The organism is Parashewanella hymeniacidonis, from assembly GCF_016900895.1.
Lineage (GTDB): Bacteria > Pseudomonadota > Gammaproteobacteria > Enterobacterales > Shewanellaceae > Parashewanella > Parashewanella hymeniacidonis.
The window spans coordinates 1-13,280 of the sequence record NZ_JAFEUN010000117.1 but is presented as its reverse complement, the minus strand read 5'-3'; the positions used below and the strand labels follow the sequence as shown (position 1 = coordinate 13,280).

General features: G+C 39.0%; 9 protein-coding genes and 1 pseudogene. 4 read left to right on the top strand and 6 right to left on the bottom strand.

The window, feature by feature from the left end:
• Window positions 1–168: 168 nt before the first annotated feature.
• Window positions 169–2,001, bottom strand: coding sequence for a curlin (locus JQC92_RS18255; protein ID WP_205000979.1), 1,833 nt, complete (start codon window positions 1,999–2,001; stop codon window positions 169–171).
• Between the two features lie 11 nt (window positions 2,002–2,012).
• Window positions 2,013–2,447, bottom strand: coding sequence for a curlin (locus JQC92_RS18250; RefSeq protein WP_205000978.1), 435 nt, complete (start codon window positions 2,445–2,447; stop codon window positions 2,013–2,015).
• A 454-nt stretch (window positions 2,448–2,901) separates the two neighbouring features.
• Here JQC92_RS18250 and JQC92_RS18245 point away from each other — a divergent pair, with 454 nt between their 5' ends.
• Window positions 2,902–5,406: a S8 family serine peptidase gene (locus tag JQC92_RS18245; protein WP_205000977.1), complete on the top strand. Its 2,505-nt coding sequence runs from the start codon at window positions 2,902–2,904 to the stop codon at window positions 5,404–5,406.
• 108 nt (window positions 5,407–5,514) lie between these two features.
• Here JQC92_RS18245 and msrQ read toward each other — a convergent pair whose 3' ends face one another.
• The gene (gene msrQ, locus JQC92_RS18240) at window positions 5,515–6,126 is read right to left on the bottom strand and encodes a protein-methionine-sulfoxide reductase heme-binding subunit MsrQ (RefSeq protein WP_239480631.1); all 612 of its coding nucleotides are present in this window, start codon (window positions 6,124–6,126) and stop codon (window positions 5,515–5,517) included.
• A complete protein-coding gene (msrP, locus tag JQC92_RS18235) occupies window positions 6,123–7,160 on the bottom strand; it encodes a protein-methionine-sulfoxide reductase catalytic subunit MsrP (protein ID WP_205000976.1) in 1,038 nt (345 codons plus the stop codon). Before msrP ends, msrQ begins: the two co-directional genes overlap by 4 nt.
• Before the next feature lie 177 nt (window positions 7,161–7,337).
• Here msrP and JQC92_RS18230 point away from each other — a divergent pair, with 177 nt between their 5' ends.
• Together JQC92_RS18230 and JQC92_RS18225 are read left to right on the top strand one after the other, a co-directional pair.
• Entirely contained in the window at window positions 7,338–8,789 is a 1,452-nt protein-coding gene (locus tag JQC92_RS18230) for a DNA recombination protein RmuC (RefSeq protein WP_205000983.1), read from the top strand.
• A 193-nt stretch (window positions 8,790–8,982) separates the two neighbouring features.
• A complete protein-coding gene (locus tag JQC92_RS18225) occupies window positions 8,983–9,195 on the top strand; it encodes a hypothetical protein (protein WP_205000975.1) in 213 nt (70 codons plus the stop codon).
• 178 nt (window positions 9,196–9,373) lie between these two features.
• Here the strand turns inward: JQC92_RS18225 and asd are convergent, their stop codons facing one another.
• A complete protein-coding gene (gene asd, locus JQC92_RS23285) occupies window positions 9,374–10,372 on the bottom strand; it encodes an archaetidylserine decarboxylase (RefSeq protein WP_420851329.1) in 999 nt (332 codons plus the stop codon).
• A gap of 1,773 nt (window positions 10,373–12,145) precedes the next feature.
• On the opposite strand from asd, the pseudogene JQC92_RS23280 reads away from it, so the two are divergent.
• Window positions 12,146–12,253, top strand: a pseudogene (locus tag JQC92_RS23280) (EAL domain-containing protein); the annotation flags it as partial.
• Between the two features lie 163 nt (window positions 12,254–12,416).
• On the opposite strand, the gene JQC92_RS18210 reads toward JQC92_RS23280, so the two are convergent.
• On the bottom strand, window positions 12,417–13,172 hold the full coding sequence (locus JQC92_RS18210) for a glycosyl hydrolase family 18 protein (protein WP_205000980.1): 756 nt from the start codon (window positions 13,170–13,172) through the stop codon (window positions 12,417–12,419).
• Window positions 13,173–13,280: the final 108 nt, after the last annotated feature.

Genomic DNA, 13,280 nt, shown 5'->3' with positions numbered 1-13,280 from the left:
CTTCAGACCCTGCCGTTAGCCAACAACGCCCTTGCCATTCGGATTATCTTCCCCTCAGTCGGGGCGATACAGGTTTCTTTCAACCTGTCGGGTTTGCCAGCTTCGCTGGGCAAACAAAAAAGGAGAGCCGAAGCTCTCCAAAACGCTACTCTTTACAGAGGTTGGACTTTAGTTTTGTCCAACTGTTGCAACATTACCTGTACCTGTTTGAGTGACAGAAATGCTATTACTATTACCTACAGTCAAACCATATACTGCGTTTGCTGTTCCATCCTGCGTGATAGAAATTGAGTTATTGTTACCTTCAACTCTAAAGTCCGCACTTACACCTGCAATACCACCGATGAAGTTTTCAGCACCAAGCTGTGAGAATAAGATGTCATTCTCATCACCAAATGTCCAAGTATAAACCTCATTTAAATCACCACGTTGGTTAACAGAAGCATCAACATTTGAATTGCCAACAAATGCAACTTCAGCAATATTTTCATTACCAATTTGGTCAACCAGCAGGCTATTATCGTTACCAATAACTGCAGTATCAATTGTATTTTCGTCACCTAGCTGCCACAACTCAGAATGATTGTTATTACCTTCAATAAAAGAGCCACTCAAACCTTGGCCTTGAATTGAACCAACAATATTTGAATCACCTTCTTGTTCAGCAAAAGCAAAATTCTCGTCGCCGGCTACATTCAAATCTGCTGAGTTATACATACCGTATTGGCCAATGTATGCTTCACGATTATTTTCTCCAGCAACCGTTATCACAGCATCATTTTGATAACCGTCTTGATTAGTTTGTGCAAAGTTGTCATTTCCTTCAACAACAACCCAAGCCGAATTATCTTCTGTACCAGAAAAATCTTGACGGATGTCTACTCGGTTACGATCACCTGTTATTGCTGAACGCGCATCATTGAGGTTCACAGATGAACGAATGCCCATAACGTTACGGTTACCAGTAATGCGCATCAATGCGTAGTTACTATCGCCTTCTTGATCTAGGTCGAGACGGTTATCATCACCCGTAACTTCCATATCCATAGTATTCGCATCGCCTTCTTGCTGAATATCTATGTTGTTGACATCACCAGTAATGCGAGCCGCAAAATCACCACCATCAAATTCAGTACCGATTAAATTTCCTTGGCCTTCTTGAGTAATCTCAAGGTCATTCCCATCACCCGCTGCAAATGCAATCCAAGATTGGTTATCGTTACCGTCTTGAGTAATGTCTATTGAGTTATTACTGCCTTCCAATGAGTAAACAAAACCAGAGTTTGCGTTACCCGTTTGCTCAAAGTTCATAGTGTTATCGTTACCCAACACCCCCCTAGCAGCACCCAAATTTCCGTTACCTACTTGTACGGCGGTAACATCGTTGTTATCACCAACGTTAGGCGTAATATCAAGAGAGACTAAACCAGCAACGTTACTGTCACCTGTTTGGGTGATATCACCATCATTATCGTTACCTTCCACTCGGAAAGTAGAAAAGTTATCATCGCCATCTTGACTAACAACCAACGTATTATTATCACCTAATAACTCTGCAACAGATTCGTTCGTGCCACCCAACTGAGTAACATTGAAGCTGTTAAAGTTACCTACAACATCTGCATCCGACAGTGAGAAGAAGCCATCTTGAAATACTGTTCCTTCGTTTTCGTCGCCTGTAATATCGATATTACTGATATGCCATAATGATAACTGAGTAACAGTAGCAGAGTTAACATTACCCGTTGAATTCAAATATGATTCAGTAAAAACACCATCTTGAGTTACATCGGCAGTTTGAGCATCACCTGTTTGGTCAATTCGGCTCACATGATCAAACCCAAATTGAATTGATGTTGCATCTTGTCCAACTGCAGTATCACCCGTTGCTACATTTGACTGAACGATTGTGATTTCATTACCTTCACCAGCAACAGCACTTAAACTAAGTACTGAAGACACGGCTAAAGCAAGCATCGATTTTTTTGCATTAATATACATTTAGCTTCTCCCTAATTAAATTGCGAAATCCTTAAAACTGCATTGTCTGAATTTTGCTGAATGATGAACCCAGTGTTTCCAAGCGAGTCAATTTGTACTAAGTTGTCATTGCCAATTTGAGTGATTACATCAACGTTGTTATCACCGAGCTGGTTTAGCTCAACTTCATTTCCGTTCCCATACTGGTTTACAACTGCTAGGTTGTTATGGCCAAGTTGAATCACATCAATGATGTTGTTGCTTCCTATTTGGAGCAAAGCAGCTTCATTATTCGAACCTGATTGAAGTAGAGAAATGAGATTTTCACGGTTGGCATTTATTAATAGACTCTCAAGTGACAATGAGATTGCAACGTCATCTGTGTTCCATTCGTCGTCATTCGAAGATGCAACAGACGAAAATACAACGACAAAAGATAAAAGTGTTACCTTTAGAAACTGATTCACTTTCATATTCCACCATCTATGATTATTCGCATACTCAAGACCTTTTATAATTACTTAAAGAACCCAATTCAGAAAACGAAACTGAAATTAAGTTGTTGAACAAGTTACAGAGGTTTCACATAGCTTCAATCGGACAAAAGTCGGAATTTAATTCACTGTAAAAATATTTACTCTTCATTCAATAAACTTACAAACCACCGTTTTATAACAATTTATTTACATTTAACATTACTTATCCCACTGAAATCACTAACCCAATCTTCTAGTCCTTTATTACTAAATAGTTTTCAACGCCTTTTAATGGCTGATTCGATATGTCATCAATTGCTCTGCTTTATTGTCCGTTATTGATTTGACTTTTCTTCTGGCTGCAAATGCCATAAATGTAATAAAAAATTGAAAAGTAAGTAAATAACTTAAAATTTTTCATGGACTGACAAATAGGAACTGGGAAATGTTAAAAAAAATCTCGCCTTTAGCTATAGCGATTGCAGGTGTTCTAACCGCATCAGCTCAAGCTAAAGTGGAAACCACACCGCAATTCGAACAAAGTTCGATTCTAGTCAAATACAAAGCTGATTCTTCGAAGAAGCAAAGAGAGTATGCTCGTCAATCTATCCGTGCTCTGATGGATGACAATAATGCTGATGGAATTGATGACAAATTCGCTCGCTTTATGGACGGTCGCCTAGCTAAGTTACAACTTGGTAAGGGAATGGACGTTAAAACAGCAATCAAATTAATCAGCAAAAATTCAGCTGTTGAGTATGCGGAGCCAAACTATATAGTTAGAGCCATTGGGACACCAGATGACAGTGATTTTGCAAGCTTATGGGGGCTGCACAATGTAGGCCAAAGTAATGGCACTGCTGACGCTGATATTGATGCAGTTGAAGCTTGGGATACAACTACAGGAAGTCATGATGTTGTTATCGGTGTGATTGATACAGGTGTTGACTACAATCATCCTGATCTACAAGCAAACATGTGGGTTAACCCAGGTGAAGTTGCGGGTAACGGTATTGATGATGATGGTAATGGTGTTGTCGATGATATTTATGGATACAGTGCCGTAAATAACAATGGCGACCCTATGGATCAAAACGGTCACGGTACTCATGTTTCTGGAACGATTGGTGCGACAGGTAACAACGGCACTGGTGTTGTAGGTGTTAACTGGGATGTATCTATCGTAGGTTGTCAATTTCTTGATGCCTCTGGTAGTGGTTCAACAGCAAATGCGATTGCTTGTATTGACTACTTGACTGACTTAAAAGTCAACCAAGGTGTAAATATCCTTGCAACAAACAACTCATGGGGCGGCGGCGGGTTTAGCCAAGCATTAAAAGACTCAATTGATGCAGGTGGTGAAGCCGGCATTATGTTTGCGGCGGCAGCTGGAAATGGCGCATTTGATAATGATTCTTCTCCATCATACCCTGCAAGTTACGACTCTGAATCCATTATTGCTGTTGCAAGTACAGATCGTAATGATGAAATGTCTTCATTCTCGCAATGGGGTCTAACCAGTGTTGATATTGGTGCGCCGGGAACAGCTATTTTATCTACAACTCCTGGAAATTCGTATAGTACTTTTTCTGGCACTTCAATGGCAACGCCTCATGTTGCTGGTGCAGCCGCTTTAGTTTGGTCTTTGAATCCAGACCTTTCCGTATTAGAAATGAAGCAGTTGCTGATGAACTCTGGAGACGCTATAGCTGCGCTCGAAGGAAGGGTTGCTTCAGGAAAACGACTGAACGTTGCAAATGCATTAGTGGAAGCGGATCCAGAACCTGGATACCGCTTAACGGTTCAGCCTGCTAGCCAAACAATTGCAGCTGGCGAGTCAGCGAGCTATACATTTGATGTTGGTAGCGTTGCTGGTTGGACGGGTGATGTTGATGTTTCTGTTACAGTATCACCTGCTCTTGAAGGTGTTTCTTTATCAACTTCAACCGTTTCTGCAGGTGGTTCATTCACGCTTGATGTGATGACAACAGAAGATACTGGCTACGGTGACTACTCAATGGAAGTTACTGCCGTCAATGGTGACATGGTTAAGAGCAAAACCGTTGCACTTGAAGTATTACCTGCTGGTCTAAGAGATTTCGATTATAGCAATACCGACAGCATGGATATCCCAGATAACGATGCAGAAGGAATTACAAGTACAATTGAAATTGCGGATGATTTGCAAGTCTTTGGTGTTCAAGCTCATGTTGATATTACACATACTTGGAGAGGCGACCTTCGAGTTGCGCTAACTTCACCAACAGGCACTGAAGTTGTACTACATAATGGCGAAGGCAGTTCTGCTGATGACTTAGTAATGAGCTACAGCTTAACTGACTTTAACACTGAAATGGCGATGGGAGCTTGGACTTTATCAGTTAGTGATAATGCAAGCCTTGATACAGGAACACTAAACAGCTGGGGATTAACTATCTCTGGTACAGGTGAGGCCGCTCCAGCTGCACCCGTTGCAGACTTCAGTTACGAAGTTGAATTATTAGACGTTTCTTTCACTAACATGAGTTCTGACGTTAACGAAGATATTGTTAGCTACAGTTGGGACTTCGGTGATGGAAGTGCTTCAAGCGACATGAACCCAATGCACAGCTATGCTGAAGCTGGTTCTTATACTGTTATGTTAACTGCTACTGATGCTGAAGGTCGTGAAGGTTCTACAAGCATGGTTGTCGATGTGTTTGCACACAGTATCGATGCAGATATTCGTCGTTCACGTATCACTCGTCGTGGCACAGCCTATATTGACTTAACATGGTCAGGCGCAATGGGCGGTAACGTAGCAATCTACCGTAATGGTGAAATGGTCTCAACAACTCGTAATGATGGACGTATGCGCGATCGAATTCGTGATGCTGCTGGTTCTTATGAGTATAAAGTTTGTGAAGCAGAATCAAGCTTATGTTCTGATCCTTTCACAGTTTCATTCTAATCTAAGGATGAACAGGGGTTAATTCAATTAGCCTTTAAAAAAACAAAAGAGTGATAACTTGTTATCACTCTTTTTCTTTGTCTGCTAGTAATATAACGGCTTACTGTATCATCGTTTCTTCTGTCTAATCTTTTTAAACTTAGGCACGACTCTAAAGCTCAATAACACTACTGCAATAAAAATATAAATACTTGGTTCGATGATTTCTGATTTAACAGACCAATAAAAATGTATCGGAATTAAGATGGCTGCCGCATAAATCCAATTATGCAATTTTTGCCAATGACGCCCCATATTTTTCATCACCTTTTTAAATGACGTTAAAGTCAGGGCAAACAGAATTAAATATGCTGCTGCACCGACAAGTATGTATGGTCGCTTAAATATTTCTTCACCAAGTAATGACCATTCGAAAACCAAGTCTAAAGCAAAATACGAAGCGATATGCAAAGTCGCATAAGCAAAAACGTACAACCCCACCAGCCTTCTCGTCTGAACTAACCAACCCATCTTAAACTTCTTTGCTACAGGACTGATCAATAAGGTCAAAAACAAGGTGTTTAGTGCACCAATTCCGGTGTAATGAATGATGTATTGCACTGGGTCCCCCCCAGCATTATCATTCAGTACATCAAGTACTAAAAAAGCAATCGGAGCTAAAGCAATTAAGTGAAAAAGTAACTTTATCCACTTTAATTGCTTAGGCTTTATTCTAATCAAAAGTTTTTCCTTAAATCCAAACCGGTATACAAACTTGCTACTTCATCGCCATAACCATTAAATGGCAATGTTGGAATTCGTTTTGCCGAAAATAGCCCACCAGCACCAATTCTTCGCTCAGAGGCTTGTGACCAGCGAGGGTGATCAACTTCAGGATTCACATTCGCATAAAAACCATATTCATGGGAGGCCAGCTGATTCCAACTTGTCGGTGGTTTTTTATCCGTTAAGCGAATACGAACAATCGATTTAATGCTCTTAAATCCGTACTTCCAAGGCACAACAAGTCTGATAGGTGCCCCATTCTGTGGCGGCAAGGTTTTACCATATAAACCAACGGCTAGAAAGCTTAAATCATTTAACGCCTCAGACAACGTTAGTCCTTCGACATAGGGATAATGAATTCCACCTCCAACAAAACGATTTCTTTGGCCTGGCATCTGACTTGGATCATGTAGCGTTTCAAATGCGACGTACTTTGCTTTGCTCGTTGGGTTTGCTTTTTTGATGATATTAGCAAGTGAAAACCCAACCCAAGGGATTACCATTGACCAAGCTTCAACACAACGAAGTCTATATGTGCGTTCTTCCAATGCAGCTAACTTAAATAAATCGTCATAACCTAGGGTTAATGGGGTTTCTACTTCACCATCAACAACTAGCTTCCATGGTTCAACGTCAAAACCTTGTGCATTATTAACAGGATCGGCTTTGCTTGTGCCAAACTCAAAAAAGTTATTGTGAGTCGTTACCTTGGTTTCGGGTGTTAATATTTCAGAGGTTTGATACTTTTCATTTTTAGTGAAGGTTAACGGTGACACTTTAAATGCATCGTCCGCTTTTTTATCGCTAAAAACGTCAAACAAACCCGCTTGGGCACTCGTTGACAAACTTGCACCAGCGGCACCTAAACCAAGTGCTTTTATAATTTGGCGGCGTGATTTAAATACCGATTCAGGTGTCACTTCACTCTCAGGTAAGTCCCAAGCTTTTCTTTTTAAAACACCTTTTACAAAATTACCTTTATTAGCCACGTTATACCCCTAGCGCAATTCTTTTGATTACAATAAAAGACAGCCTTTATCGAACCTTTATTTCAAAAATAATAAAAATTGAATTCGATTTGGATACTAAAATTGTAGCAGCTTTACTTGAAGCTAGTACAAGGTCGTGACATCCTTACTAACATCTCATTTATCTTTATTTATATCATGACTGAATTTTCACCTTTTTCTGACTTTACTACTGCTGAAATTGTCGTTACGACTGCATTTTGTTTTCTAACCTTTTTATTAGGTGCTTTGGTTAATCAAAAGCTCACCCGTTCGCGCTGGGAGCAAGTATTTGACATGAAACAAGCGCAGTTTTTGCAGGATATTGAAAAGCTCAATCAAGAACTTTTAGAAACACGCAGCAAGCTAGAGCAAACGATTCAAGCTTTCGGAAAGGCTGAAGCAATTACAGCACAGGTACCCGCTCTTGAAGATAAACTAGAAGATGCCAGACATAAACAAATGGAAGCACAACTCTCGCTTTCAAAATCAAATGCGATGCATAAAACGCTCACTTCAACTCACGAAGTTGAAAAAAAGGCACTTCAAGATAAAATTGAATTACTCGAAACGGCTGAACAACGCTTAAAAACAGAGTTTGAGAACTTAGCATCTAAAATTTTTGATGATAAAAGTGAGAAATTTAATCAGCAAAACAATCAGCAAATCACAAGTTTATTGTCCCCTTTCAAGCAGCAACTTGACGGTTTCAGAAAACAGATTAATGAGTCCTACAATCACGAGCAATCTGAGCGAAGTGCATTGAAACATCAATTAGAACAACTTCAGCTCCTCAATATTAAAATGAGCCAAGACGCCATAAATCTAACTAATGCACTAAAGGGTGACAACAAACAACAAGGTAATTGGGGCGAAGTCATACTTGAACGAGTGCTTCAAGAAAGTGGTTTGAGGGAAAATCATGAATACGAAACTCAATCAGACTTAAAAAATGATGACGGCAAACGCTTTAAACCTGATGTCATTGTTCATTTACCTGAAGAAAAAGACGTTGTCATTGACTCAAAAATGTCACTAGTTGCTTACGAGCGTTACTTCAATAGTGATGATAAGCTTGAACAACAAGCTGCGATAAAAGAACATGTACTCTCTATCCGGACTCATATTAAGGGATTAAGCCAAAAAAATTATCAGCAGTTGCATGGCTTAAAAAGCCTAGATTATGTATTAATGTTTATTCCAATCGAGCCAGCATTTTTATTAGCATTAGAAAATGATCCTGACATTGTTAATTTTGCTCTTGAACAAAATGTGATGCTAGTAAGCCCAACAAACTTACTGGTTGCTCTTCGAACCATCAATAATATTTGGCGATACGAGTATCAAAACCAACACGCCCAAAAAATTGCTCAACATGCAGGTAAGATTTACGACAAATTATGTGGTTATGTATCAGACATGGACAAACTAGGGCGTGCATTAGAAACAGCGGATAAAAGCTACAATGCAGCAATGAGTAAGCTTTCGACAGGCAAAGGCAATTTGATTCGACAAGCACATCAAATGCAACAGTTAGGCGTGGATACTTCTAAAAATTTAGATAAAACGCTTATCGATGCGGCATTGGATAATAGTTTGGAAGATTCTTAAAATGGCTAAGTTCACAAAGCAAATTCAACAAAGCCCTATTTATGCGTTTTAATTTAGATTAATTAATTTAAAATTAGGGCGTGTTCAAAGAACATTAAGGGTACAATCTTATAATGAGATAAATTATTTTGCCTATTCGTGTCTTATCTCTCTTAACGTTAAACGACTATCAATAATTATCATTTTTTTCTTATTGGCTCCCATTAGCTTAGCCTATGCTAAAAATGGAGCCTATGTATTAATCCACTATGAGCATGAAGCAGGTCAAGTCGATACTGGTGGTTTTGGTGAAGGTATCTCACAGGAGTTTTCAAGTTTGGCTTACTGTGAATTAGCAGCTAAAACAATTCTCCAGAAACTCTCTGATGATGGAAAAATGGTGGAAAAAAACAGCCTTGGAAGCTGAACTGAAAGATGTGAGAGTATTTGTACCACAAGATCGTAGTTTTGATAACAAAAGTAACATTGCTTACTGTATACCTAAATAACTATTCTGGTTTTAGGTTTATGCTACAGCATCTAATGAAAGACCCCGCCCCAAGGGGCAAGGAATTAAACCCGAAGAGATTCAAGCTAGGGTTTGTTTATGCCGGATTTAAAGCAGGCTCTAAATTTGAATTCTCTTGTGAATGAAATGATATTGAGGACGCATCTTGAACCATTTTTTTTACACTATAACCGAACGCAGTTCCCATTTGGGTTTTCATACCAGGCTGAACCGTCTTTAAAAAGTCTCCGAAATTACCGTTTTCAAGACACACCACGACTGTACTTCCAAGTTTAAAGTGCCCCATTTCTTCACCTTTTTTTAAGGAGAAAGCATTAGGTCCCGTAGTGTCATACTCCCAGACACTGACTTTTTCACCTTTTTTTGCTGTAACAGGTTTAGACTCCCATACTGGCTGTACACTCGATACAATTGTTGCCCCTACCATTACCATTGCCATTTCACCAATCGGCGTATCGAAAATGCAAACAACTCTTTCATTTCTAGCAAACAGTTTTTTAACATGTGCCGCTGTGTTGGGGTTGACAGAGTAATGATCACCAGAAACATAAATCATTTTCTTAAGAGTGCCATCAATGGGCATATGCACTCTGTGGTAATCACTTGGTGAGAGATAAATTGTGGCAAACTTTCCATTTTCAAAGGGTTTAGAAACTCTCTCATCCCCTCCCAGAAGCTCCTGTGCTGAATAATCATGATTCTTAGCTTGGATTATTTGGCCTTGATTAATCGCCCCTGCTTGACTGACTGTTCCATCGACAGGGTGAGTTAACACATTTGGTTGCATGCAAATGGGCCGAGCTCCTGGCTCTAAACGTCTACAGAAAAAATCATTAAATGTGGGATAATCTTCTGGATTTTTTTTCAATGCTTCTTCCATGTTGATATTGTATTTTCTGATATACCAGTTAATAAATGAATTTTTGAACCACCCTCTTTCTACTCGAGCTACTCGACCTGCAATTTTGGTTATTGGTTTCTTTAAAGCAACCCTCTGAACGAGTGCTTTTGCTCTATTACTTTTGCCTGAATAATCCTTTGCCTCAACTACTAAATCTGGACGAGATGCCTCGATTTCATCAACATCTTTCGTATCAGTATTAGCGAGTAAATTCTCAACCCAAATTCTCTTTCCTTCTGAAAGTTCATTCAAATACGTCTCTTGAACAGCAGTGGGTAGCCTACCGATAAGTTGAACGGCAAACACTGGGTTTATGCGATCTAACATTTGCGTAAGTTGGAGTTGTGATTCAGGTTCTGAAATATAAATAGCTAAATATTCAACCAAGTCTTCAGGTAATAACTCAATTCCTTTTAAAATGTGACTAGCAGCGGGGTTTGAAGTAACACAATAGAAAAGCTCAAACTGCAAGGCTTGATCTATCTCATGAAGAATAATCTCGTGAATCACATGCCTAAGTTTGTCCACATAATCATTACTTCGTTCGTCCATTAAGCAAGCTTTAATAAAATCGATTTGTTCTTCTACACTCAACTGACTCACAAAACTGCCATCATTCAGTAAGATCATTTTTTGAATGCTAAAGTTCTTGTCCTCTTCAAAAACCGATGTGAATTTTTCATGTGAAAGGCGATTTAGTATTAACTGTGGCTCATCAGGGCAATTTTTTTCAATGACAGCGAGTAATTTATTAAATGAAAGCAGATTTAGTCCTTCGCACTGTTCTATAGGTAGATTCTCAAAAAATTTAAAATGTTCAGGTGCAAGCTCATTCCAAAACTGTTTTCTTAAATTAGAGTTACCACTTTGGCTAAGAAGCTCAATAATACTCTTTCTGGAATCTTCATTTTTATGAAATAGAGCAGCTAGCTCACTAGCGATATTTTGTTCTTCATTAATAACTCTCATCACATCGCTGTGTATCCAATGCTCAGAAATTATGTCTTGACTTGGCCGTTGTTGCGAATTCATTTTTGCTGCAATATTCGCTTTTGAGTCAATTAAATCTCCACACTCTGTTGAATGTGAGTATTTGTGTGAATTATGTTTATCAAGGGGATGCACCCTAACTGAAGCAGTAAAATGTTCTCTACTTTTATAACCTGAAGTATTTAATGAGTCAATGACACCGGACTTGCTCCGCAATAATTCATCACCAGACACGGGCTGCGTCTCATCTTTACTTTCATGTGAAGATGCCCCGAATATATTCTTTTTTGATTCTTCTGATAAAAAATTCGGAGTTGAGCGTGCATATTCGATCACCGACCTTTTTGTGCCATCTTTAGGAATGTTTTGCGGATCTATTTTCTCTTTTCTATACCACAATGGAGAAAACCATTTTTTGTGTTTTAAGTATAAGTGACTATCTTTGGAACAATATACAACTTTGTAATTTCGTGTCGCCCAGCCGTGTTTCTTACTTTTAAAAGTAAGACTCTGAGTATGTTTTCCTTCTCTCTTTGTGACTTTATAACCAGCAAGAGATTGAGGAAGTTCAGCTAAGGCTAAATGTGCTTGCATAGGTTCCTAAAGTTAACTATGCCCATACATATATTTTAAGCTTTATAAACCTAGTTCACAGTTAATCCTTATTCATCTATTTTTGGGCATTAAAGTGCGAACTTAATAAGACCAAGGCTACATGCCTACCCTAGATAAGGGTCAATTAAAACTTTAAAAACAAAAGCGGTAAATGAGAAATAAAAATTAATAAAAGATTATTAAACCTTTAAATGACCTGTTCTTACCAAAATAATTGCGCCATCACTTTTAGTAAATGGTTCATGCCGGCTTTTATGTGGACTTCGAATCCACTTGGGTTCCCATTTTACCAAGGCTACATGCCCTGTTTTAAACTGGTGTAACGACATTACAGATAGCCAGCTTGGCATAAAAATAAGCTTGGACGATTTTGGTACGGGTTACTCATCATTGAGTTACTTAAAAAGGTTTCCCGTCAAGGTACTAAAAGTCGACAAAAGCTTTATTCAAGGGTATGTCTTCAGTAAGCCCCTTTCTTAATAATCACTTACAGAATATTTGCCCATAAATCAAATATCCGAAAAAAGCATCAAGGAAGAACCAGAGACATTGGCAGGATAAGCGAACAATAGAAAAAGTGCATTGTACACTTTTACAATGCACTCATTTCTTATTACTTTGTCATAGCACGTAACAGTGAGTTTGAATCTTCATAGTTTACATCTTGAGACAATTCCCACATCGACATCCCTGCCAATTTTTCGTGTTTAGCGAATTTCACTTTGTTCGCAATAGAATTCGGTGTTTCACAGCTTAAGAACTGATATTTCGCCGTACCTTTTGTTCCATTAAGCTTACTCAAGCTGTAAGCACTGCCGTCATTAAAATGAGCTTTTTTACCACGTTCCCAAACACCTGAAGCCTCCTTAAATGGAATTTGAGAACTAATGTTTGCATCATAAACACGCTGCCGATATCCGCCATCAATATTAGAATCTGTGTAATAACTGTGACAATAAAAAGGTACGCCTAAAATGATCTTACTGGTCGGTAAACCTTGATTTTTGTAATGCACAACCGCTTTAGCAACAGACACTGATTCAGGATAGTTATAGTGATAATCCTCATCTGGCACTTTAGCTTTTTTCTGCTCATACAAATTCGACGCTAATTCAGTGAACGGGCCAAATGTACCGTACAAGTCGTAGCCCATGACCACACTCCAATCGACACTCTTATTCCACGCTTCTGCACTCGGAAACTGATCCCAATAAAAAGGCGTCGCTGGCACAGCATTAGAAACACATGATCCAGAAGGTAATTGATTTTTTAACTGTCTCATTAATTTAGACACACCTTTTTGCTCAGCTTTAGACGTTAGCGAAACATTTTCCCAATCGACATCGATTCCATCTACTCGATGCTGCAGTTTTTAGCGCTTGATAAAAAGTTGATTTGACTTTATAGGTCAAACTACTGCTGCGACTCCATGCTAAGGCATCCAAAGCATAATCAGCATCACAACAGCAGTCTGAAG